The organism is Caulobacter sp. FWC26 (genome assembly GCF_002742645.2).
Taxonomy (GTDB): Bacteria; Pseudomonadota; Alphaproteobacteria; order Caulobacterales; family Caulobacteraceae; genus Caulobacter.
Genome location: NZ_CP033875.1, coordinates 2803909 through 2827207, shown reverse-complemented (window position 1 = coordinate 2827207; position 23299 = coordinate 2803909). Strand labels below are relative to the sequence as shown.

At 65.8% G+C, this 23299-nt stretch carries 20 protein-coding genes; 14 read left to right on the top strand and 6 right to left on the bottom strand.

The features are described from left to right. The first annotated feature begins 3 nt into the window (after positions 1 to 3). Both CSW63_RS15005 and CSW63_RS15000 read left to right on the top strand, forming a co-directional pair. Complete coding sequence (locus CSW63_RS15005) at positions 4 to 1248, top strand: histidine-type phosphatase (RefSeq protein WP_062100111.1); 1245 nt, start codon at positions 4 to 6, stop codon at positions 1246 to 1248. 91 nt (positions 1249 to 1339) lie between these two features. Next, on the top strand, positions 1340 to 3865 hold the full coding sequence (locus tag CSW63_RS15000; RefSeq protein WP_082749909.1) for a glycosyl hydrolase 115 family protein: 2526 nt from the start codon (positions 1340 to 1342) through the stop codon (positions 3863 to 3865). A gap of 103 nt (positions 3866 to 3968) precedes the next feature. Here the strand turns inward: CSW63_RS15000 and CSW63_RS14995 are convergent, their stop codons facing one another. Continuing rightward, positions 3969 to 4340 carry a PRC-barrel domain-containing protein gene (locus tag CSW63_RS14995; RefSeq protein WP_197425331.1) on the bottom strand — a complete coding sequence of 124 codons (372 nt, stop codon included), beginning with the start codon at positions 4338 to 4340 and terminating at the stop codon, positions 3969 to 3971. Positions 4341 to 4625: 285 nt separating this feature from the next. Between CSW63_RS14995 and CSW63_RS14990 the strand changes: the two genes are divergently transcribed. From CSW63_RS14990 to CSW63_RS14970, 5 genes are all read left to right on the top strand, one after another. Continuing rightward, on the top strand, positions 4626 to 5222 hold the full coding sequence (locus CSW63_RS14990) for a TetR/AcrR family transcriptional regulator (protein WP_062100109.1): 597 nt from the start codon (positions 4626 to 4628) through the stop codon (positions 5220 to 5222). A 108-nt stretch (positions 5223 to 5330) separates the two neighbouring features. After that, positions 5331 to 5942, top strand: a complete 612-nt coding sequence (locus CSW63_RS14985; protein WP_062100108.1) for a glutathione S-transferase family protein — start codon at positions 5331 to 5333, stop codon at positions 5940 to 5942. Between the two features lie 267 nt (positions 5943 to 6209). Next, positions 6210 to 7913, top strand: coding sequence for a TonB-dependent receptor (locus tag CSW63_RS14980; RefSeq protein WP_168193666.1), 1704 nt, complete (start codon positions 6210 to 6212; stop codon positions 7911 to 7913). Next, complete coding sequence (locus CSW63_RS14975) at positions 7882 to 8535, top strand: TonB-dependent receptor domain-containing protein (RefSeq protein WP_062100106.1); 654 nt, start codon at positions 7882 to 7884, stop codon at positions 8533 to 8535. Before CSW63_RS14980 ends, CSW63_RS14975 begins: the two co-directional genes overlap by 32 nt. A gap of 120 nt (positions 8536 to 8655) precedes the next feature. Continuing rightward, complete coding sequence (locus CSW63_RS14970; protein WP_062100105.1) at positions 8656 to 9459, top strand: glutathione S-transferase family protein; 804 nt, start codon at positions 8656 to 8658, stop codon at positions 9457 to 9459. Between the two features lie 496 nt (positions 9460 to 9955). Here CSW63_RS14970 and CSW63_RS14960 read toward each other — a convergent pair whose 3' ends face one another. The 4 genes from CSW63_RS14960 to CSW63_RS14945 are packed head-to-tail and all read right to left on the bottom strand — an operon-like array spanning position 9956 to position 14952. After that, positions 9956 to 10288 (bottom strand): helix-turn-helix transcriptional regulator, encoded by a 333-nt coding sequence (locus CSW63_RS14960; RefSeq protein ID WP_062100103.1) that lies wholly within the window; start codon positions 10286 to 10288, stop codon positions 9956 to 9958. A 31-nt stretch (positions 10289 to 10319) separates the two neighbouring features. Continuing rightward, positions 10320 to 13532, bottom strand: a complete 3213-nt coding sequence (locus CSW63_RS14955) for an efflux RND transporter permease subunit (RefSeq protein ID WP_099503329.1) — start codon at positions 13530 to 13532, stop codon at positions 10320 to 10322. Continuing rightward, positions 13529 to 14563, bottom strand: a complete 1035-nt coding sequence (locus CSW63_RS14950; protein ID WP_062100076.1) for an efflux RND transporter periplasmic adaptor subunit — start codon at positions 14561 to 14563, stop codon at positions 13529 to 13531. Before CSW63_RS14950 ends, CSW63_RS14955 begins: the two co-directional genes overlap by 4 nt. Before the next feature lie 26 nt (positions 14564 to 14589). After that, complete coding sequence (locus CSW63_RS14945; RefSeq protein ID WP_062100077.1) at positions 14590 to 14952, bottom strand: rhodanese-like domain-containing protein; 363 nt, start codon at positions 14950 to 14952, stop codon at positions 14590 to 14592. A 160-nt stretch (positions 14953 to 15112) separates the two neighbouring features. Between CSW63_RS14945 and CSW63_RS14940 the strand changes: the two genes are divergently transcribed. The 5 genes from CSW63_RS14940 (at position 15113) to CSW63_RS24010 (ending at position 18621) form a co-directional block, all read left to right on the top strand. Then, on the top strand, positions 15113 to 16396 hold the full coding sequence (locus CSW63_RS14940) for an NAD(P)/FAD-dependent oxidoreductase (RefSeq protein ID WP_062100078.1): 1284 nt from the start codon (positions 15113 to 15115) through the stop codon (positions 16394 to 16396). Positions 16397 to 16400: 4 nt separating this feature from the next. Then, positions 16401 to 16844: a thioredoxin domain-containing protein gene (locus CSW63_RS14935; RefSeq protein WP_062100079.1), complete on the top strand. Its 444-nt coding sequence runs from the start codon at positions 16401 to 16403 to the stop codon at positions 16842 to 16844. A 19-nt stretch (positions 16845 to 16863) separates the two neighbouring features. Further along, positions 16864 to 17067: a DUF2892 domain-containing protein gene (locus CSW63_RS14930; RefSeq protein ID WP_062100080.1), complete on the top strand. Its 204-nt coding sequence runs from the start codon at positions 16864 to 16866 to the stop codon at positions 17065 to 17067. Then, complete coding sequence (locus CSW63_RS14925; RefSeq protein ID WP_062100081.1) at positions 17067 to 18335, top strand: TolC family protein; 1269 nt, start codon at positions 17067 to 17069, stop codon at positions 18333 to 18335. Before CSW63_RS14930 ends, CSW63_RS14925 begins: the two co-directional genes overlap by 1 nt. A gap of 157 nt (positions 18336 to 18492) precedes the next feature. Then, the gene (locus tag CSW63_RS24010; RefSeq protein ID WP_256371365.1) at positions 18493 to 18621 is read left to right on the top strand and encodes a hypothetical protein; all 129 of its coding nucleotides are present in this window, start codon (positions 18493 to 18495) and stop codon (positions 18619 to 18621) included. On the opposite strand, the gene CSW63_RS14920 is transcribed toward CSW63_RS24010, so the two are convergent. After that, on the bottom strand, positions 18618 to 19937 hold the full coding sequence (locus CSW63_RS14920) for a DUF1254 domain-containing protein (protein WP_062100082.1): 1320 nt from the start codon (positions 19935 to 19937) through the stop codon (positions 18618 to 18620). The two genes, CSW63_RS24010 and CSW63_RS14920, sit on opposite strands and share 4 nt — an antisense overlap. Before the next feature lie 131 nt (positions 19938 to 20068). Between CSW63_RS14920 and CSW63_RS14915 the strand changes: the two genes are divergently transcribed. Further along, entirely contained in the window at positions 20069 to 20773 is a 705-nt protein-coding gene (locus tag CSW63_RS14915; RefSeq protein WP_062100083.1) for a GntR family transcriptional regulator, read from the top strand. 111 nt (positions 20774 to 20884) lie between these two features. Next, positions 20885 to 23299, top strand: a complete 2415-nt coding sequence (locus tag CSW63_RS14910) for a TonB-dependent receptor (RefSeq protein WP_062100084.1) — start codon at positions 20885 to 20887, stop codon at positions 23297 to 23299.

Here is a 23299-nt window from a genome sequence, read left to right as displayed (position 1 = left end):
GCGATGCGCATGCTCTTCCATATCGCCGCCGTCGCCTCCACCGTGATCTCGGCGACCTCGGCGTCGGCCGAGACGCTCGAGAAGGTTGTGATCCTCAGCCGCCACGGCGTGCGGTCTGCGATGTCCTCGCCCGAGCGCCTGGAGGAGACCTCGGCCCGGCCTTGGCCGCGCTTCGAGGTTCCCGCAGGGCGCCTCACCGCGCGCGGCCAGACGCTGGTCGCGCGCATGGGCGACTACTATCGCCAGCACTATGTCGCGAAGGGCCTTTTGAAGGCCGGCGACTGCTCAGCCGTCTACGCCTGGGCCAACGTCACCCAGCGCACCATCGCCACCGGCCGCGCCTACGCCGACGCCTTGGCGCCTGGCTGCGCGATCACCGTGCACACGGTCGGCGAGGGCAATAACGACCCGATGTTCGAGCCGGTGAAGGCGGGGATCGTCACGCCTGATCCAGCGCTTGCCCGCGCGGCTGTCGCCGGGCGCGTCGGCGGCGACCTGGGCGCCTGGAGCGCCAGCCACCGCCAGGAGGCCGAGCAGCTCGACGCGCTTCTGATGCAATGCGACAAGGGGCCGTGTCCTGCCTCGCCGGGCAAGCGCCGGGTGTTCGACGCCAAGCCCGGCTTCGTCGACGGTGAGGAACTGGCTGGCGTCTCTGGCCCAGAGGCCTTCGCCTCGGGCGTTACCGAGAGCCTGCTGATGGCCTGGGCCGACGGTCGCGATTTCGCCGGACTGGGCTGGAAGGGTCTGGACGAGGAGGCGCTGAGCCGCTTGTTCTTCCTGCATCAGGCCGAGTTCGACCTGCGCTTGCGGACGCCCTATGTGGCGCGCGTGCTGGCGGGTCACCTAGCCGACCGCCTGGCGGCTACGATCGGCGGCGGTTCCGCCTCGATCGGTCCGGCCGACGCCAAGCTGGTGGTGATCGCCGGCCACGACGGCACCCTGGCTTCGCTGGGCGGCCTGCTCCGTATGGAGTGGACTCTGCCAGGCTACCAGCCCAACCAGATCCAACCGGGCGGCGCCCTGGTGTTCGAGCGCTGGAAGCGCGAGGACGGTGTGCGGGTGGTTCGTGTGCGTTTCACGGGCCAGAGCCTTTCTCAACTGCGGAACATGACCGCATTGGGCGCCGCGACATCGCCCCTGTCCGCCCCGGTCTTTGTTCCGGGCTGCGGCACGGCGACTCCGGCCTTCGACTGCCGGCTGGAAGACTTTGAAGCGGTCGTGCGACGCGCGACGCGTGTGGACGGCTGAAGGCCGCTCGGCGACCAAGGAACGTCGCCCAGGCAATGGGCGCGCAAGCGGCGCTTATGAGCCGCGAGCAGGGAGTTTGCTGATGAAGTGGATGCATGTTGCGGCGGTCTGCGCCCTGGCCCTGGCCTCGTCTGCTGTTCCGAACGGCGGCGCTGCGGCTGCGGGAGTCTCGAGCCGCGCCACGGCTGAGACCGCTCCGATCTTTGCCGATGGTCCTGTGCAAGGCGGCTTCCAATTGGTGGGAGCGGGGGTTGTTCCGACCATCGTCGTCGATCCCGCCGACGCCGCCGTGGTGCGCCACGCCGCCGATGACCTCGCCGACGACATTCTGACCGTTACAGGCCAGCGGGCGTCGGTGGCCGCCGCGCCGGCCGGCAAGACCGCGATCCTCGTCGGCACGCTGGGCGGCAGCGCCATGATCGACCAGTTGGTCGCCGCCAAGCGCGTCGAGGTTTCTCGGCTCAAGGGCGCTTGGGAGAGCTTCGTCATCGCCACGATCGACCGCCCGGCGCCGGGGGTCGACAAGGCTCTGGTGATCATCGGCAGCGACCGCCGCGGAACCGCCTTCGGCGTCTATGAGGTGGCCCAGGCCATGGGCGTTTCGCCCTGGGCCTGGTGGGCTGACGTGACGCCGCAGCGTCGCGAGACGTTGTACGTGCGCGCCGGCGTCCATCGCTTGGGGCCGCCGTCGGTCCGCTATCGCGGGATCTTCGTCAATGACGAGGACTGGGGGCTCTATCCGTGGGCGGTGAAGACCTTCGATCCCGAGCGCGGCGACATCGGTCCCAAGACCTATCGCAAGATCTTCACCCTGCTGCTGCGCCTTAAGGCCAACACCCTGTGGCCGGCCATGCATCACACGACCGCGCCGTTCAATTCCAACCCCGCCAACGCCAAGCTGGCAGAGGAGTACGGCATCGTCATGGGCTCGTCCCACGCCGAGGCCATGCTGCGCAACAACGTCGGCGAGTGGAAGGACGACCCGGCCAAGTTCAACTACGCGACCAATCCTGACGGCGTGAAGGCCTATTGGGAGGAGCGCGCCAAAGCCAACGCGGGCTTCGAGAGCCTTTGGACCGTTGGGATGCGCGGCATCCACGACACCGGCATGGTCGGTCCCAAGACCACCGAGGAAAAAGTCGCTCTGCTGGACAAGATCATCGCCGACCAGCGCGAGATCCTGTCCAAGAACGTCAATGCCGACGTCGCCAAGATCCCGCAGATCTTCGTGCCCTATAAGGAGGTTCTGGGGATCTACCGCGCGGGCCTGAAGGTCCCCGACGACGTGACCATCGTCTGGCCAGACGACAACTTCGGCTACATCCGCCAGTTCGCCAGCCCCGAGGAGTCCGCGCGCAAGGGCGGGGCGGGGGTCTACTACCATCTCTCGTACCTGGGCTATCCGCTGGCCTATCTGTGGCTCTCGACCACGCCGCCAGCCCTCGTCCAGGAGGAGATGATCCACGCCTGGGACAAGGGCGCGCGGAACGTCTGGATCGCCAATGTCGGCGACATCAAGCCGGCCGAGATCGGGACCAGTCACTTCCTGGAGATGGCGTGGGACATCGACCGCTGGCGCGGAAAGACCCAGCGCCAGTTTCTGCAGGACTGGACGGCGCGCAACCTGGGGCCTGACCTCTCGGGGAAGACCGCCGACCTCCTGGATCGATACTATCGCCTGAACTTCGAGCGTCGTCCCGAGCACCTGGAATGGCCGCCCGTCGCCGAGAACCGGCACCTGTCCAGCTACACGCCGCAGGAGGTCAACACACGCCTGCGCGCCTTCCGCAGTCTGGTCGCGGAGACCAAGGTGACGAGCGGTCAGGTTCCTCCGGCGCTGCAAGACGCTTGGTTCCAGTTGGTCGAGTTTCCGATCCGCATTTCGGCGGCCGCGAATATGCGGTTCTTCGCGGCGGAGCGGTACAACGCGCTGATCGACAGCCAGCAAGCCATGGCGCGTTCCGCAGGCGGCGCGGCGGTCGAGGCCCAGGCCGAGATCACCGCCATGACCGATCGCTTCAACAACGAGATCGCGGGCGGCAAGTGGCGCTGGCTGATGCCGGAGGAACCGGCGGACAGTCAGTGGCGCATCTACCGCGCCCGTCCGATCCCGTTGCCAGGCGCCGCGCTGACGGCAGACCCCGCGACGTTCCTGGCCGTGGTTGACGCCACACCCTCCGCCGGTTCGGCCGTATTCGAAGCCGAGGCCTTTCAGTCCAATCGCGGTTGGCGTTTGGTGGAGGGCGTAGGCCGGGGCGAGGGCGTGATGATCGCCGACGCCGCCGGAGTTGAACTGACCCTCAAGGTTGAGGTAGGGACCGAAGGCCGCAGTCTGCGCGTGGGGGTTCTGCCGATCTTTCCGGACGGTCAGGGCGGGGAGATCGCCTTGGACGTCAGTATCGACGGCGCAGCTCCACAGCGTGTGAGCTGGCCGCGCGCGGTCGGGTCGCCCGCCTGGGCGCAGGGCGTTCTCGACAATCAGCTCACGGCCGTCGTCGGGTCGCCGTTGAGCCCCGGAGAGCATCTTGTCCGGCTGACGTCCCGTGCGGGACGCGTCGCGGTCGACCAACTGCGATTGGTGACGCCAGAGGTGGTCGCAGTTCACGAGAACCACTGATCGAGTGCAGCGATTTGCGCCGAGATTTGCGGACACCTAAAGGTCGCCAATGGCGTTGGTCGGGAGCGCCGAGCATCACCCGTGCGCTCCCGACCATGCACAATCAGCCTTTCCAATCCGGCAGCGCGGAAAGCTGAGCCTTCGTCAACTTGGTGCGGACCAGGTGATCGTCCGAATCTCCCGGCTCGGGTGCGACCGTAACGTCGGCGAGCGCCACCACGACCTTCTTGTCCGGGCCCATTCGGTCGATCTCAATGACGATGGCGGTCGGCTTGCCGCCGGCGTCCAGCAGGACGTGTTCGACTTCACCGGCCTTGCGGTTGGCGGAGTCGATAACGTCCGCATCCTCGATCTGCCCCACCGTGAAGGCGCCCTTGGCGAGCTGGCCTTCCGTATGGGCGATCGACGTTTGGGCCAAGGTGGTCGTCGCCGCGCCAAGGGCGACGATGGACAGGCCGATAGCAGCAAGTTTCATGGTTTCACTCCTTCTCGTACGGCCCCGATAACGCGGGCCCGACGCGGCGCGTTGCCAGGAGGCGCGGCGCGACGTCGTGCGATCATCTTGCTTATGGCGAGCTGACACCCCCCTGACGGCGCCGGAGCGGCATCTTGGGGATCGGCGACGCGTCCGGTTCTAGGTCTCTGCTTATGGCTGGCCTTGCCGCGCCACGCTGCCTTCCGGCCGCCTCAAGAGACTCGCCCTTGCTACTTCACGCGTCATCACGCCAAAAAGGAGGATGGTCGGAGTTTCGATACGGACATGACCCGGACACGGTTGAAGGGCGCGGAACGACGCGAACGCTTCTTGGATGCGGCGGCGCAGATCGTCATTGAGCAAGGCGTCGCCGCCGTCACCATGGATGGCGTGGCCAGCCTGACCGGCGTCACAAAGGCGCTGGGCTACCGCTACTTCAGTGATCGCGACGACCTGCTGACCGCCTTGTTTGACCGCGAGACACAAATCTATGTCGAGCGCCTTGCGACCGAGGTCGGGCCGACCTCCACCTTTGAGGAATGGGTTCGGGGCGCCTTGAAATATTGGTGCCGGCGCGCAGATGAACGTGGCGAACTGTTCATGCGGCTGGTCAGGGATTGTGGTCCTTTGGCCGAGCGGGCGCGCGCCAACCGCAAGGCCGACGCGGACGCTTGGGCGTTAGGCCTGCAGAAAGCGTTCGGCCTGCCAGCCCGTCAGGCCAGGCAATATGCCTGGTTCATGGTCGCCGGGACGGCCGGCGCCCTGGACGCCCGGGATGGCGATGACGAGGCCATGATCGACGCGATCACCGTGGCGGTGGTCGCCGGCGCCAAGGCGTTAGCGAAGAAATATGGCGAACCTCGCCCTGCCAAGACCGCCTGAGTCCGGATCGTGCATACAGTGGTTGCTCACGCATTTAAGTGACGATACCGTTACTTAAATGCGGGCGAAGGAGCCCGCGACGGCGTAAGCCGAAGGGGGCAAGCCAAAGTGAAGCTCTATGGCGAAGACAATCCTGCGCCAAATCCGCGCCGCGTCCGCATCTTTCTGGCGGAAAAGGGCCTAGCCCTGGAGCAGGAGCGCGTCCCACTGAGGGAGCGCGCCCATAAGGCCGCTGAGTTCCTGCGGAAGAACTCTCTGGGCCAAGTTCCCGTGCTGGAGCTTGATGACGGGACTTTCCTGAGCGAGAGCGTGAGCATCTGTCGCTATCTTGAGGCCCTGCATCCGCAGCCGTCTCTGTTTGGTGAGACGCCCCGCGAGCAGGCCGCGATAGACATGTGGATCCGGCGCATCGAATTTCAGCTGATGGCGCCGATCGCCAACATCTGGCGGCACACCCATCCGCTCACCGCCGGCCTGCTCACTCAGTACAGGGATTTCGGCGAATCCAACCGCGCTCATGCCGACCGGGCCTATCGCTGGCTGGAGGGCGAACTGTCCAACCAGGACTACATCGCCGGACCGACCTACAGCATGGCCGATATCGTGGCGCTGACCACGGTGGATTTCGGACGGATGATTGGGGTTGCGGTCCCGGAGGATTGCAGCCGTGTCCTTGCCTGGCTTCAACGCGTCTCTGAGAGGCCAAGCGCGACAGCTTGACGAACAATTGTTCGAAAGCGGTTGTCATGCTCATTAAGTGACGATACCGTTACTTAAGCGTCTTGGGCCTGGACGCTAATTCACATCCCCGGGCGACCCACAAGGTTCGCCTCGCCGCCGCCCGGCCATTGCCGGCGGGGGAAGGCGAGAGCGTGCCACCAAGCGATCACAAAAGAAGCCGCGCAGCGGCTCAAGGAGGAATGCGCCATGCCCTTCAAACCCCTCCGGCCGCGAGTTCCGTCGCGCCCTCTGAGGATGGATCTGCTGATGGGAGTATCGGCCAGCGCCGCTGCAATGCTGGTCGCGGGCGCCGCGCGGGCCGAAGACGCTTCGCCGCGTGGCTTCAACCAGCTCGCAACCGTGGAAGAGATTACGGTCACCGCCCAGAAGCGCGCCGAGAACGTTCAGGACGTTCCGTTGGCCATCACCGCCGTGCGCGGCGAGGCGCTGTCCTCGATGAACATCACCCAGCCCCAGCAACTGTCGCTCATCGACCCGAGTGTCCGCTTCAAACAGAGTCTCAGCAGCAGCGCCTCGGGCCTGACCATCCGCGGGGTCGGCACCAGCAGCTTCTCGGCGGGGATCGAGCAGAGCATTTCGACGGTCGTCGACGGTGTCGTGCTGGCCGATCCGGCCAGCCTTGCCACCTTGGCGGACGTGGAGCGGGTCGAAATCCTACGCGGGCCACAGGGCATGCTGTTTGGCAAGAACGCCTCGGCAGGCCTCGTCCACTTCATCACCAATCGACCCAAGCTGAATGAGAACAGCGGTCAGCTACACTTGCAGTATGGCGAGCGTGGCGAGCAGGTCCTGCAGGCCGTTGGCAACTTGGCGATCAGCGACTCTCTGGCCCTGCGCCTGGTCGCCACGCACAATCAGCGTGACGGCCTGATCCGCAACGTCGCCAAGGACGGAGTCTTTACGGATCCTCAGGACGTCAGCACCATGACCTTGAAGGCGCTGTGGCGTCCCAGCGATGATCTGACGGTCTTCTTCTCGGTCGATCGCACCGCCAATGACGCATTCTGCTGCTCTTCAACCTGGCGCAAGGTTACGCCGGGCTATGCGCCGGCGGTAATCAACGGACGCTATGGGATTGTCGCCGGGCCCAAGAACCTCCAGGTCGCGGCGAACGGTCCGTCTCAGGGCAAGTCGACCGCCCAGGGCGGTACGGTGCAGGTCGACTATGCGCTGGGGGAGGTGACCTTGACCTCGATCAGCGCCTATCGCTCAGTCAAGCGCGAGGCGTTCTATGATGGCGACCTCACCACGGTCAGCTATGTCGACACCAATGGCGGATCCGGTAAAACCGACTGGCTCAGCCAGGAAATTCGGCTGACCTCACCGATTGGCGAACGGTTCGATTATGTCGCCGGCCTTTATCTCTACCATTCCAAGGCCTCCTCGCTGATCCGCCAGCGAGGCCAACTCAGCTGGATTACGCCAGCGACCAACGGCGTGGTGGTTCCGATCATTCCCGGCGCGCCATTGGGCACGATCTTCGAGACCTCGACGGTCAACGACATCAACTCGACCAGCTACGCAGCGTTCGGGCAGGTAGCGCTGCACATCACGCCCAAGCTGGATCTCATTGCTGGGGCGCGGCTCACCCGCGATGAAATCACTCTGGACTATCGACGGGCCCCAACGCCTGGCGCGGTCTATATCCCAGGCTCCGTCACCCTCACCCTGCACCAGGAGGTAGACGCCACAAATACGTCCTGGCGGATCGGGCCTCGCTATAACTTCAGCGACGACATCATGGCCTACGCGACGGTGTCGCGCGGTTACAAGGGGCCGGGCTTCAGCGGCCTGAGCGCGGCTAACAGCTCGGCTGATCAGCGCGTGCGGCCCGAAATCCCGACAAGCTACGAGGCGGGCGTGAAGGCGGCGTTTTTTGATCGTCGTCTGATCGTCAACGCCAATGTGTACAGCACCCATGGTCAAGAATTTCCAAGCCCAGGTGTCTGACCTGACCAGCGCCACCTATTCCTCGCGGATCACCAACGCTGGCGAAATCAAGACGCGCGGCTTTGAGGCCAATCTGATGGCGCGGCCCATCACGGGTCTCAGCCTGACGGCGGGCCTGGCCTACACCCACGCCCGCTATGCCGACTTCAACGGCGTGCAGTGTTATTTCGGCCAGCCCAAGATCGCTCAGGGGGGACCATGCAGCGCACCGCCAGCCAATCCGACGTCGCTTGACGGTTTCTTCAACGCCAAGGGGCGGAGCCTGGCGGGCGTGCCTGAGTGGGTTTACGGCGTCAGCGCCGTCTATGAGCGAGCCCTGACACCGGGGCTTCGCGGGTTCATTCAAGCCAACTGGAACTGGCAGAGCGACGTCAACTATTCGATCAGCGGCGACCCCGGCACGATCCAGAAGGCCTACGGCCTGCTGGGCGGTCGCGTGGGCGTCTCTGCGCCGGATAAGGCCTGGAGCGTGGCGTTCTACGCCAGCAACGTGCTGGACAAGCGCTACGCGGCCCAGATCACGCCGTCGCCAGTCACCGCTCTGAACCCCGGTGGCTATGCCCAGTATTTTAGTCCGGACTCCGTGCGCCGAGCCGGGATCAGTCTGGACGTCGCCTTCTAGAACCTGCTTGCGCGGCGCTCTTGCCGGCGCCGCGTAGGGGCGGGGCGACGAGCGCGAGTAACGCGGCTTGAGACGTCTCGCCCCAGCCCCCTTTTGCCCTCTTTACTGGGAGAACCCCCAATGGATCCGTCCATCGGACGTCGCGCGTCCCTAGGCGCCCTGGCCGGTCTGGCCGCCGCGCCGTTCATCGCCACCGAGGCCAACGCCAAGCCCGCGCCGACTTTGCCTCCGATTACGATCTATCATCTGGAAGGTCGCCGCTCCGAGCGCATCGTCTGGCTGATGGAGGAGCTCGGCTTTCCTTATGAGTTGAAGTTCAAGCGCGGCGACCTCGCTGGTTCGATGGCGCTGATCCGGGAGTTCAGTCCTGTGGTGCCGATGGCGCCGACCGTGAAGTATGGCGACCAAGTTCTGGTCGAGTCCGGCGCGATCATGGAGTTGATCCTCAATCGCCACGCTCCCGGACGTCTGCAGCCCGCCTTGGACAGCCGGGATTATCCCAATCACCTGATGTGGATGCACTTCGCCGAAGGCAGTCTGGCGGCGCGCCTGTTCTCTGACTATCGCGCCTGGACGGCCCAGCCGCCCAAGCAGCGCTCGCGTCTGGTCGACTCGGAAGCCGTCGTGCAGTTCGCTGAAAACTTCTTGGGCCAGCATCCCTGGTTCGGCGGCGCCGCCTTCTCCTGCGCTGACATCATGATGATGTTCCCGTTGAACGCTGCGACAGGCCTGAATCTTGTCGACGAGGTTCAGTTTCCGAACGTGGCGGCCTGGAAAGTCAGGATCGAAGCCCGCCCAGCCTACAAGCGCATGCTGGCCAAGGCGCGTCCGGACGGAATGATCGGTAGCCTTCCGCGCCTGCCCCAGCATGCGCCGTCTGGCCCGCGTGAGGCAGCGAAACCTCCCGGTTCAGGAGCCCGATGAACAGGGCGTCATCGGTGGGCGACGCGCCAGCGATGGCGCCTTGTTCGTAAGCTTCACCGGAAGAGCCTCGGCGCGCCGATGAAAGCGCCCCGAACAGGGCGAGGCAAAGGTCGCGCTCTTCACGAACCCTTCCGGTGTTTTGGGGGCAGGGTCAGTATGGTTGCGTCGGGGTCTTCGCGCAGAGCTAGTCCATGAGTGGCGGCCACCAACGCCGCTGTTTCGCGGGGCGCGGTCGCGCGAAAGCGACCTGTCAGGCGAAGCTCAGCCAGCGCGGGCTCGCCGAGCTTCAGCGGACGCGCTGCATTGGCGCGGTTGAGCTCGGTGACCAGATCGCCCAGGCGGCCGTTGTTCAACTCGATCCAGCCGCTGCGCCAGTCGTCGGCGGCGATAGGGTTGAAGCGAATGTTTGAGTTGCGCTCGTATCACGCGGCGCTCTTTTTGATCGTAGCGGTCCATCTCGCCCGGCGCGCGGCGGGCGGGCTCTCGGTGCAGAGCCTCAGCCGGCAGTGCGGTAGATGTCCGACAGGGTGCCCAGTACGCGCGCGGCGTTCGGGTCGCTGAGCCTGTAATAAATCGTCTGAGCTTCGCGACGGGGCGCCACGAGGCCTTCAGCGCGCATCTTGGCGAGGTGCTGGGAGGTCGCCGACTGGGCCAGGCCCGCGTGTTCGGAGAGCTCGCCCACTGACGCCTCGCCATCCGCCAGCCGGCAGAGCAGCAGCAGGCGCTGCTCGCTCGCCAGGAGTTTCAGCAGGCGCGCAGCGTCGCTGGCGCAGGCGCGCAGATCGGCGACGTCGGAAGGCGAATGGCAGGAAACGGCGGGAGCGGTCATTGGAACAGATTTAGAAACAAGGGGGGCAGGATCAAGCGGCCTTGGGTTTCACTGGTGCGTCCGGGTCGCGCAAGACGACATAGATTGCAGGAATGACCAAAACCGTAAGGACGGTGGAGGAGGCGAGTCCGAACAGGAGCGAGATCGCCAGCCCCTGGAAGATGGGGTCGGTCAGGATCACCGCCGCCCCGATCATCGCCGCCAGCGCGGTCAACAGGATCGGCTTGAAGCGTATCGCGCCGGCCGTCAGAAGCACCTCGCGCAGCGGTTTGCCGCCCTCGGCGCTGTGGCGGATGAAGTCCACCAGCAGGATCGAGTTACGCACGATGATCCCCGCCAGGGCGATGAAACCGATCATCGAGGTTGCGGTGAACGGCGCCTGGAACAAGACGTGACCCAGAACGATCCCGACGAGGGTCAGCGGGATGGGGGTGAGGATGACAAGCGGCAGGCGGAAGCTCTTGAACTGCGCAACCACCAGCACATAGATGCCCAGGATCGCCACACCGAACGCTGCGCCCATGTCGCGGAAGGTGACCCAGGTGATTTCCCATTCGCCATCCCAGAGCACTGTGGACCGGCTTTCGTCTGTAGGCTGGCCGTTCAGGCGGATGGCGGGCTTGGGCGTGGCGCCCCAGTCCATGTCGCGCAGGCGCTTGTTCACGTCCATCATGCCGTAGATCGGCGCCTCGTAGGCGCCAGCCAGCTCGGCCATCACCATGTCGACGTCGCGACCGTCGCGGCGGAACACGTGGGTCGAGCCGGCTTCGCGCTTGGCCTCGACGACTTCGGACAGTTCGACCAGCCGACCGTCGGCGGCGCGGGCGACCGGCGTCGCGCCAAGGACCTCGCCCCAGGTGCGGGCGTTCTGCGGCAGCCGGACGGCGATCTCCAGCGGGTCGCGGCCCTCGCCCCGATGGGCATAGCCGACCACTTGCCCCCCGAAGGCCGCGCCGATCGAGTCGAGCACCTCACGCTCTGAGACGCCCAGAGCTTCCAACCGTGTGCGATCCGGAACCAAGCGCAGGGTGGGGCGGGGCGCGCCCCAGCTGTCGTCGATATCGACGATATAGGGCACGGCGTGGAAGGTCGCCTTGACCTTCTCGGCGACCGCGCGGCGTGTGGCGGCGTCGGGACCGTAAATCTCCGCCAGCAGCGTGGCTATCACGGGCGGTCCTGGCGGGGCTTCGACAACCTTGATGGCCGCGCCAGCGGGGAGGGCGAGGCGCGACAGGCGCTTGCGCAGATCCAAGGCCACGGCGTGGCTCGAGCGCTTGCGATCATGCTTGGGGGCGAGCGCGACCGAAAGATCGCCCTGCTCGGGACGGGTGCGGAGGTAATAGTGGCGCACCAGCCCGTTGAAATTGAACGGCGAGGCGGTTCCGGCGTAGGAGTCGATGGCGACCGTCTCGGGCAGAGTGCCGGCGATGGCGGCGGCCTGAGCCAGGATGCGCTGGGTGATCTCCAGCGACGTGCCCTCCGGCATGTCCAGCATCACCTGCAGTTCGGACTTGTTGTCGAACGGTAGGAGCTTCACTGTCACGGTCTTGGTGGCGAACATGACGCAAGCCAATACCGTGGCGAGGCCTACGCCCCCCAGGAATGTCCAGGCGGTGCGGCGGTCGCGGATCACCCAGCCAGCGACCCGCCGGTAAAGGGCGCCCAGCTTGCCCTCGTCGTCATGGCGATGGTCGTGCGAGCCGCCCTCGAGCGTCTTTCGGGCGAAGCGAACCATCAGCCAGGGCGCGATGACCACAGCGACGAAGAACGAGAATACCATGGCGGCTGAAGCGTTGACCGGGATCGGCGCCATGTAGGGGCCCATCAGGCCCGACACGAAGAGCATCGGCAGCAGGGCCGAAACGACGGTGAGGGTGGCGACCACCGTGGGATTGCCGACTTCGGCCACGGCTTCGATGGCGGCTTGGATCCGGCTGCGACCGTCGTTCATGCCCCAGTGGCGGGCGATGTTCTCGATCATGACGATGGCGTCGTCGACGAGGATGCCGATCGAGAAGATCAGGGCGAACAGGCTCACTCGATTGATGGTGTAGCCCATCAGGTTGGAGGCGAAGAGCGTCAGCAGGATCGTGGTCGGGATGACGACGGCGGTGACGGCGGCCTCGCGCCAGCCGATGGCCAGCCCGATGAGCAAGACGATCGAGATCGTGGCCAACCCCAGGTGGAAAAGCAGTTCGTTGGCCTTTTCATTAGCCGTGGCGCCGTAGTCGCGCGTGACATCGACGTTGAGCGAGCCGGGCAGCAGCGAGCCTTTCAGCATCTCGACGCGGGCCAGGACAGCTTCGGAGACGACGACAGCGTTTGCTCCCTTGCGCTTGGCGACGGCCAGGCTGACAGCGGGGGCCTCGCTCCAGCCGCTTTCCAAGCGCGCATAGCGACGAACCTGGGTCTGATCCTCGCGCGGACCTTCGGTCACGTCGGCGACATCGCGCACATAGACCGCTCCGCCCCTGGCGGAGGGGAGGGTCAGAAGGCCGATCTCGGTGGCGTTTTTCAGGTCGCGGCCGGCGGTGACGGCGACCGCCTCGCCGCCGTTGCGCACGTCGCCGGCGGGGAAAGCGCGCGTGGCCTGTCTGATGGTGTCCATCAGTGCGCTCATCGACACGCCCCGCAGCGCCAGGCGGGCTGGGTCAGGGGTGACACGAATCTCGCGCGGCCGTCCGCCGACGATGAAGGTCAGGCCGACATCGTCGACCTTGGCCACCTCGGTCCTCAGCTTGCCTGCGATCTCGCGTAGCGCCTCGTCGGTCCAGCGGCTCTCGAAACCCGGCTTTGGCGAGAGCGTCAGAACCAGGCTCGGCACGTCGTTGATGCCGCGAGTCTGGATCAAGGGCTCGGGAACGCCGGCCGGGACCTTGTCGTAGTTGGCGCGGACCTTTTCGTGAATCCGCACGGCCGCCGCATCGGGGTCAACGCCGACCTTGAAGCGCGCCGTCACCATCACCTGGTGATCGTCGGCGAAGGTGTAGACGTGCTCGACCTCGTTGACGCTTTTGACGATGGCTTCCAGCGGCTTGCCGACCAACTCGACTGCATCGGGCGCGGACATCCCAGGCGCGGCGACCATGATGTCGACCATGGGCACACTGATCTGCGGCTCCTCCTCACGGGGAATCGAGAACAGCGCCAAGAGTCCGACAGCGATCGCGGCCATCAGGATCAGCGGCGTCAGCGGAGAGCGAATGGTGGCCTGGGTGAGCCGACCGGATAGTCCGAGGTTCATCGGCGGGGCTCCGCGGGGGTCAGGACGTCGCCGAGGCGCAGACCGGAAAGGACCTCGACTGCGGCGGGGTCGGCGGCAGGGGTCGTCTGGACCGGGCTGTCGACTGCGGCGCCGTCCTTGCCGACCAGACGGACATAGTCGACGCCGAAGCGCGTCGCGATATAGCGCCGCGGGATCACTACGGCCTGACGCTGACCAACGGCCACAAGAGCGCGAACCTTTCGGCCGACGAGCGCCTGCGGCAAGCCGCTGGCGGTTACGTCGGCGACGATCTGGCCTCCGGTCACGGCGGGATAGATCTGGGTGATCTGGCCCGTCGCCGCGACGCCGCCCAGGTCCTCGGCGGCGAGGCGAACGGCGGCGCCAAGCTTCAGTGCGGCGGTTTCGCCCTCGGGGACGGTTATGCGGACGACCGGCGGGCCGGCGGTGATGGTGGCCAGGGACTGACCGGGCATGACAACTGACCCCAGCGGTATATCGGCGGTCAGGACTCGGCCAGCGGTCGGGGCCAGAACGACGCCTTGATGGCCGAGTTCCGCGCTGGCGCGGGCTTGAGCGCGCGCCGCTGCGAGGCCGGCATTGGCGGCCTTGGCGGCGGCTTGCATCTGATCCAGACGCGCCTTGGCGTAGACGCCGTGGTCATAGAGCTCCTGGGTCCGCGCGAGATCGGCCTGCGCTTGCGCAGCTTGCGCCGCCGCCGCCGCGACCTGGGCGTCGTAGGCCGAGGTCTGCAGGCCGATGCGGTCATCGCGAATTACGGCGATGGTCTGGCCCTGGCGGACCGTGTCGCCTTCCTTGACCAGCAATTGCGTGACTGTTCCGCCGATCCGCGCGCGAGCGTCGGCCATGTCGCGGGTCGTCAGGGTCGCGGGGACCGGCTTGAGGTCGTCGACGACCGAGGCGCGCACCGTCAGGAGATCGGCTGCCGGCGCCATAACGGTCGCCGGCCTCGGTGCGGCCTTTTCCTCGCCGCAAGCGCTCAACAGCGTGGCCAAGCCCAGCGCGCCGATCATGAAAGGTTTCGCGGTCATCGGGGTCCCCCCAGGGCGTTTTCGGATCAGCCGCGATCGCGGATTTCGCCGCTCGCGCCATCGATGGTGATGGTCGGCAGGCCGGCGGCCTTCCAGGCCATGATGCCGCCGCCCAGATGGCTTTCCAGCTTATGGCCGGCGGCGCGACAGCGCTCGATCGCCATCGCAGAGCGCTTGCCCGACCCGCACTGCATGATGATGCGCTTGTCGTCAGCCAAGGGGAGGGCGGCCGGATCAAAGGTCGACAGTGGGAAGTTCAGGGCGCCGTGAATCCTCTCTGCGGCGAACTCTGCCGGCTCACGCACGTCGATCAGCAGTGCGTCGCCGGCGTCCAAGGCCGCCTTCACATCCGCAGGCGTGAGGTCTTTCACCTTCGGGGCGCCAAACATGATCGTCTCCGTCAATGGGGCCGCGATGCGGCTTTAAAATTCATAATTGCGTATATGCGAGAATTATAATATTAAGTCAAGCGCGGTCGCTGGGACAGCTTCATGGCCGCTCTGGCTGGCCGCGACGCTGAGCTGGATCAATCAGCAGGGAGACGCCAAGGTGACCAAGCCACGCATCGTCGTTTTGGGCGCGGGTCTGGGGGGCGCGATCGCCGCCTTCGAGATCAAGCGGGCGGTCGGCAAGCGCGCCGATGTCCGGGTGGTCTCCGAGGGGGACACCTTTCACTTCGTGCCGTCTAATCCTTGGGTCGCTGTTCGTTGGCGCAAGCGCGAGGCTATCGAGGTTAAGCTGCCGCCCGTGTTCCAGAAGAAGGACATCGAGTTTACGGGGGTTGGCGCTGCGCGCGTTGTCCCGGAGTCGAGCACGATCGAACTGCGCAATGGCGCGATTCTGCCGTACGACTATCTGGTGATCGCCACAGGTCCGGAGCTGGCCTTTGACGAGATTCCCGGGCTTGGCCCGCATGGCGGCCACACCCAGTCGGTCTGCCACGTCCAGCACGCTGAGACCGCGGCGGACGCCTTCGACAAGTTCTGCGAAAATCCCGGACCGATTGTTGTTGGCGCGGTGCAGGGCGCTTCATGCTTCGGTCCGGCCTATGAGTTCGCGCTGATCCTCGACACCGAGCTGCGTCGTCGCAAGATCCGCGACAAGGTGCCTATGACCTTTGTCACGTCGGAGCCCTATATCGGCCACCTCGGACTGGACGGTGTCGGCGACACAAAGGGGCTGCTTGAGAGCGAGCTGCGCCAGCGTCATATCAAGTGGATTACCAACGCCAAGGTCGACTCGGTCGATGCAGGTCTGATGCATGTCGACGAGATCGCCGACGATGGCGCCGTACGCGAGCGCCATAACGTCGCGTTCGGCTATGCGATGATGCTGCCAGCCTTCCGGGGCGTTGAAGCGGTGCGCGGGGTTGAGGGACTGGTCAATCCGCGCGGTTTCATCCTGATCGACAAGCACCAGCGCAATCCGACCTATCCGAACGTGATGGCGCTCGGCGTCTGCGTCGCCATTGCGCCTACCGGCAAGACGCCTGTGCCGGTGGGCGTGCCTAAGACCGGTTTCATGATCGAAAGCATGGTCACGGCCATCGCCCACAACTTCAAGGAAATCCTCGACGGTCAGGCGCCGACCCACGAGGCAAGCTGGAACGCTATCTGCCTGGCCGATTTCGGCGACGGCGGCGTGGCCTTCGTGGCTCAGCCCCAGATCCCGCCGCGCAATGTTAACTGGTCGGCCAGCGGCAAGTGGGTGCACTTGGCCAAGGTCGGCTTCGAGAAATACTTCCTTGGCAAAGTTAAGCGTGGCGAGAGCGAGCCGTTCTACGAGAAACTGGCCCTCGACATTCTTGGCGTGAACAAGATCAAGGGCGCCTGAGGTCATGCGCCAGTTCGTCTGTCCTAGCTGCGGCGCCGCCAACCGGATTCCGGAGGATCGCGATCCGGCGGTTGCACGCTGCGGCCGTTGCAAGGCCGAGGTTCTTGCCGGCGCGCCGTTAGACGTGGACGCCGAGACCTTCGCCCGTCATCTCGCTGGCGCCAAAGGCGCGCCGGTGCTTGTCGATGTCTGGGCGCCCTGGTGCGGCCCCTGTCGCGCGATGGCCCCGCAGTTCGCGGCGGCCGCCAAGCGGGTCGGCGCCAGCGCGCGTTTCCTCAAGCTGAACGCCGATGAAAGCCCAGGTCCCTGCGCTCAGTACGCCGTGCAGGGCCTCCCGTCCTTACTGCTCTTCTTGGACGGGCGACTGATCGCCCGCAAGGCGGGCCTGATGCCCGCCGATCAAATCGTGGATTGGGTGAACCTGGCAGCGGCCAGGGCCGCCGTCTGACATCAAAGGAAGATTAGGAATGACCCTCGATCGCGCCGTGCTGGCCTTCGCCGGCTTCGTGGTTCTCGTCGGGCTGACGCTCGCCCACTTCGTTCATCCCTATTGGATTGGTCTGTCGGCGTTTGCTGGGTTGAACATGATCCAGGCCGCGTTCACGGGTTTCTGCCCGGCCGCGATCGTCTTCAAAAAGCTCGGCGTAAAGCCTGGGGCGGCGTTCCGCTGATGCGCCGCGCCGCCCTGATCGCCGCCGGCGTCTTGTCGGCTTCGCCGTCCGCCGTTTGGGCGACCACGCTCGACGACGCGATCGCGGCGGCGCGCGCCTACAATCCCGACGTCCGCGCGGCGAAAGCCCAAGTCGAAGCCGCTAAGGCGCGACTCGACGCGGCCAGAGGCGCGCGACTGCCGACTGTCGGCGTCGCCGGCGAGTACATGAGTGGCCGCAACGATCTCGGCGGCTTCTTCGGCTTTGCCTCGGCGGACGTCGATCCCCGCTCGGTCCGGCTTGAAATGTTGCAGCCGCTTTACGCGGGAGGAGCTTTGGCCGCTGGTGTTGACCAAGCGCGCGCTGGTCAGGAGGGCGTCAAGGCGCGATTGCTCCAGGCTGACCAAGCTCTGCAGGTGGCTGTCGCCCGCGCCTATGCCGACGTGCGAGCCGCCCAAGCCCTATTCGAGGCTAGCCAGGCCCAGACAAAGGCGTTCGATGAGTGGGCCCGGCAGGCGGAGCGGCGGTTTGGCGCTGGCGAGATTCCTCGAAGCGACTTGGAGTTGAGTCTGGCGCGCAGGGCTGAGGCGCGCGCGGGAGCGGCCAGGGCGCAAGGTGCGCTCGCGGGCGCGCGAGCGCGATATACGGCCCTGGTCGGCGCCGAGCCTGTAGGGCTTGAGCCTGTGGTGGATGACGGCCTCACGCCCACGCTGGACGAGGTCCTCGCGCGCGCCGAGGCTGTCAGTCCAATCTTACAGGCGGCCGAGGCCGACCTACGTGCGGCGCAGGCGAGCACGAGGGCCGCAACGGCCCAGGGGCGACCAAGTTTCAGTGTCGCGGCTCGGGCCGAGCAGGTGCGAGACCAGTTCTTCCCGGGTTATCGCTCGGACGCGGTCACCGTGGGGGTTCAGGGGCGTTGGACGCTGTTCGCCGGCGGACGCGTCCAGGCGGCCAAGGCCGAAGCGTCCGCGGACGTCCGAGCGGCCGAGGCCCGACGGGATGCGGCTCGCGCCGCGCTGAAAACGGTCGTCATCAGCGCCTGGAGTGACTTGCAGGCCAATCGCCTGGCTGCAATCGCCGCACATGATCAAGTGAAAGCCGCCAATCGGGCCGCCGATAGTCTGCGCCAGGAGGTGCGGGTTGGCCAACGGCCCTTGCTGGACCTGCTGGACGCTGAACGAGAGCAACTTGGCGCGGTGGCGCGCGCTCTGACTGCGGAAGGTGATGTCACGGTGAGTTCGCGCCAAGTCGCAGTTCTGATGGGGGAGGCGACGCCGGCGCGTCCTTGACGACTCTGCCCGCGAGCCGACGCGCGGCAGCCCAATGTCGCGTTTCCCAAAAGGCGCTCACGGACGTCTCTTAAGACCGCCCGTCTTGGAGCGACGGGCAGAGCGCCCTGTTTCCCCTTCCTGCAGTCTTTCTGGCTATCCCATGGAGATGGCGGAGATGGCAGACACGTCCAAGCTTGACGCCGTGGACCTGTTGAAGGCCGAGCGTGCCTGGGTCTGGGACGTGTTCGCCAATTCGAGGCCGCCAAGGGCGACGGCAGAACCAAGTATCCTGGTCGACCGCTAGAAGCCCTGCAGAAGGGGCGGCGCGCGATAGGCGCCGTTAAGTAGATCGGACCGAGGCAGATAGGCGCGAAGGCTTACGATATAGGGACCTTCAGCGGGCGCTGGGAGCCAGTTGTTCTCGCGTCCCGGTCCCGGTGGTCTGCGCGAAATCCAGATATCCAGGCCCCCATCGGGCCCGTACTTCAGTCCGGGCGTGCGGTCACCGATCGCATAGCGATCGATAGCGTTGGGGGTCAGGAAGAATTGGCCATCCGGTGTTGCGGCGTACATTGTCAGTGACCAGAAGGCGTCGACCGGCAGCATCTGTCCTGGCGGGAAGGTCAGGCGATAGCGCTCGCCGTGCAGAAGTCCCGAATTATTGTCGCCGACAGGGCGGGTGTAGACCGCTTCAGCCAGGGGCAAGCCAAACAAGCCGGTCAGCGCGATCTGGCCCCGAAAGACATAGTCCTGGCCAAAGTCGCCTAGGTTGGCTTGCGGATAGACCCAGCCTTGAGCGGCGTAGAGTCCGCCGCGCGGCTCGGCGGCGGTGCGGATCGCCTGCGCCACGCCCTCGGCGATCTGCTGTTCTTGCTCAGCAGTGAAGGCGGGAGGATCGAAGCCTTTGGCGGTCAGGCCCAGCGCGCGAACGGCGTGGAAGAACCCCGCATCGGTTGCTGGCGGCGGGTTCTCGGCCAGCAAAGCGCCAACGCTGGTGAAGTAGTCTCGCCAAGGGGCGTTGCGCGTGACCGGCGTGACGAAATCGACTGGCGGCCGTTCCGGGCCGGTAGCCATGATTGCGGCCTGGACGGCGCGAGCTGCGACCAGGTCGGCGGGCCCATCGACTAGGGTGCGGCCCAGCGCGAAGACGAAATCGCTCGGCGCGCGGATCGCATCGGCGGGCGCTGGTCCGCTTGGACCTGCGACGATAAAGCGGCCACCGTCCGGACCCGTGGTTCGTGTCCCCAGGATGGCGAAGTTGTTGGTCCAGATGTCCATCAGCGCCAACGAGAGATATCGCTCGCCGCTGGCCGGCAGGGTCAGGGCGACTGGGCCCTGGCGCAGATCCAGAAAGCCACGGCTGTAGAGCGTGTCGTTATTGGGCGAAGTCACCTTCTGGTTTGCCGGGGTGACGAGATCGGTCTGATGATAAAGTCGGTTGAACGTTCCAAGTCTGGCGGTGCGGGCGCGGACGCCCGCCGTCTCGATCATGGGCAGGCCATAGAGCCATGCCAGCTTCGCCGCCTGGGAGAGGGGCAGGGGCGCCCGTCCCGCCGCGCTGGCTCGCGCAGCCAGCGACAGCGTTAGGGCGCCGGCCAGAAAGTCTCGTCGCGGGATCATCGTCCTATCCTCCCTTGGGCGGTTTTCGACGCCCTTGAGCAGACCCTACCATTCCAAAAGAGATTGGCAATTGTCTGACGTTCCGTTTCGCGAGCTTCTGGCTTACTATTACGTCAACTCAGGGAGGTCTGATGGACGAGGTTGGGTCGAGCGCGCCGCCGCGAGTGCGGCGTAAGAGTGATCAGACGCTGGATGCGCGCCTGTCTGAGACCCTCATTCGTGAGATTATCGACAATCATTATCCGCCGGGCGCCTGGTTGCGCGAGCAAGAGGTCTCGGCGCGCCATGGCGTAAGTCGCGCCTCGGTGCGCGAGGCCTTGCGCAGCGTGGCTCGAGCGGGGTTCGTGGAGATGCAGCCCTGGCGCGGCGCGCAGGTCGTCTCCGTGGGTTCTGAGGAGTTGCTGGATATCTTCAGCCTGCTCGAAGAGATGTATGCGCAGTGCGCGCGGCTCTCGGCGCAACGCTTTCCCGAGCGCTTGATCCCCCGGCTGGACGGGATGCTGGAAGCCATAGAGGCGGCGGTGACGCGCGACGCTGATCGCGCCGAGCTTTACGCGCTCTCGTTTGGTCTGGGGCAGTTGGTGGGGCGTTATTCGGGCAGCGTTCTGGCCTACCGGATGCTGACCCAGGTCGGCAATTTGGCGCTCTGGCAGCAAAGATTGCTCCAGCCCGGGACATCTCAATCCGAGCAGCAGTCGCTGTCGGCGCACCGGATTCTGGTCTCGGCCGTGAAGGATCGTCATCCCGAGATCGCGGCTGCGGCGGCTCGGATGATCGTGATGATCACGCGCCGGTCGCTCGCCTCGGCGCTGCACCTTGAGTCGGTCCACAAGTAGGCGGCGCTTCAAAAAATTGTTTGACAATTGGCGCTAGGAGCCGGAACCTTCTCGCAACGATAAAGTCGCGGGGAGGCGCTCATGCGGCGCGGAGTAGGAGGGGGCGGTCTGATGACCGCCGTCGGATTGGTGCTGTTGGCGACGCCTGGAGTGTCGTGGGGCCGTCAGGTTGACGCCCAGGCGTTGGACGAGATTATCGTCACGGCGCGCAAGCGCAGCGAGACTCTGGTTGAAGTGCCGTCGGCCATTTCGGCGATCACAGCCGAAGAGCGACGTAACCTCGTGCTCGACGGCATGAAAGACTATCTGCGTCAGGCGCCTAGCGCCACTTTGGTCACCTCCGGGCCAGAATACCTCCAGGACATCTCGATCCGCGGACAGGGCAGCGGCCGGCTTGGCTTCTCCGAGGCGGCCACCGGCCTCTACAAGGATGGGCTGTACAACGCCGGCGGCGGCTTTGGCGGCCGGTCCCTGAGCCGGATGGATCTTCTGGACATCGAGCGACTGGAGGTGCTGCGAGGACCCCAGGGCGCGCTCTACGGCCGTAACTCCGTGGGCGGCGCGGTCAATATCGTGGGACGCGCGCCCGACCAGACGCTCGGCGGGTCCTTGACCGCACGCTATAGCCAGCCCGAGCGAGCGTCGATCGAAGCGGTCGTGAACCTGCCGTTGGCCGCCGACAAGCTCGCGCTTCGCGTGGCGGGACTTTACGACCACCAGAGCGGCGGCTTCACCAAGAACCAGGCGACCGGCCACGACCTCGACTGGCAGACCTACGAGGGACTGCGCGCGGGGCTGCGCTGGACGCCGGGCTCGGCGACCACGGTCGATCTGACCTATGAGCGCTATGAGAGTGACACGCCTGCTTTCTCAAGCTTGGCCCGGCGCGCCGTGCGCGTCGATGGCTCGGTGTTGGACCCCTCGCGCTGGACGCGGGCGGATCTCGATCGCGAGGGAAGGGCCAATATCACTGAGGACTCGGTCTACCTGACGGCCAAGCGAGAGTTCGGCTTCGCGGACCTGACGGCCAAGGTCGGCTGGAAGACCCGCGACGCGGGCCGGACCAACGAGGATAACGACCACTACGCGGGCCATTCAGGCATAGACGTGGCCCCAGGCGCGGCGGTGCTCACCCCGGACTACACCGTGGGCCAGTTCGAGGATTACAGCCGCTTTGTCGCCCAGGCCTATTTGAGCTCAAACGGCGAGGGGCGGCTCACGTGGCTGGCGGGCGTCGAGTTTCTGTCCACCAGCGACGATGTGGTGATCGATCCCTATCTCTGTCCGACCTATTCCGGCGGTGTCCAGCCGGTCGCGGCTGGCTGCGTGGTCGGCCAGGCTGGCGCCTTGACCGGAACCTCCGCCAGCGTGCGCTCGGCCGCTCGCCTGTCGGTCAATCACGACGCCTTTTCCGAAACCCTGAACTCGCCGTCGCTGTTCGGCAGCCTCGAATACAAGATCACCGATGCGACCACCCTGGGCGTCGAAGCGCGCCTGCAACGTGACAAGAAGTCGTTTTGGTTCGAGCGATACGCCAAGGACCCACTGGCCTTCTTCGGCGCCGGTGCGGCCCCGACCGGGCTGATGGCGGTGGTCACCGTCGATCCTGATGGCGCGACGGGACCGCTGGCGGCCAGCTCGGTCCAATTCTGCCCGCCAAACGTTACGGGCGGGGCGTGCGCGGCCGGAAATGAGACCGCCCGCGTCGAAGCCGAGCGCCGGTGGACCTTTGTGACCCCGACGGTCACCCTGCGTCACCGCTTCGACAATGGCGCCAATATCTATGGCCGCTTCGCCACGGGCTACCGTCCGGGCGGCTTCAACAGCAACCTGCCGCCGACGACCGTCCGCGCCCAGATCGCCCAGCAACTGCTCTACGATCCCGAATACGCCTACTCCTACGAAGCGGGCGCAAAGGGGCGCTGGAAGGGCGTCCAACTTTCGGCGGCGATCTACTACACGTGGACCAACAATGTGCAGGTGGTCAGCGCGCCAAGTTCGCTTTCGCGCGGCTTCATCCTGCAGAACGCCGGTGACGCCCACGTAGCCGGTTACGAGATCGAGGCCCGCCGCCGGTTTCTGCTCGGCGCTTCGGACCTGACGCTCAGCGCCAGCCTCAGCGGGCAAAAGGGCAAGTTCGAGGATGGCGCCAAGGCCAAGCTCGATCTCAACGGCGATGGTCTTCCCGATGACGCCGACCTGAGCGGCAAGTCCGTGCCGCGCCTGCGCGACTACCAGTTGGCGCTGAACGCCACCTACACCTTCCCCCTAGGCGGCGCCTGGCGCGGGTTCGCCTCAGCGGGATTGCAGATGTCCGACGGCGGCTATGAAAACCCCGACAACAGCCGCTCCTACGAAGGCTATAGCCTTGTCGACGCGCGGATCGGCGTGCGCTCCGAGCGCCTGAGGCTGTCGGTCTTTGGACGCAATCTCGGTGACAAGACCTATCTGGCCAATATCGTCAGCGCGAACGAGTTCTACACCGACCCGCGAGTGATCGGGGCCGAGTTGGGCTGGGAGTTCTAG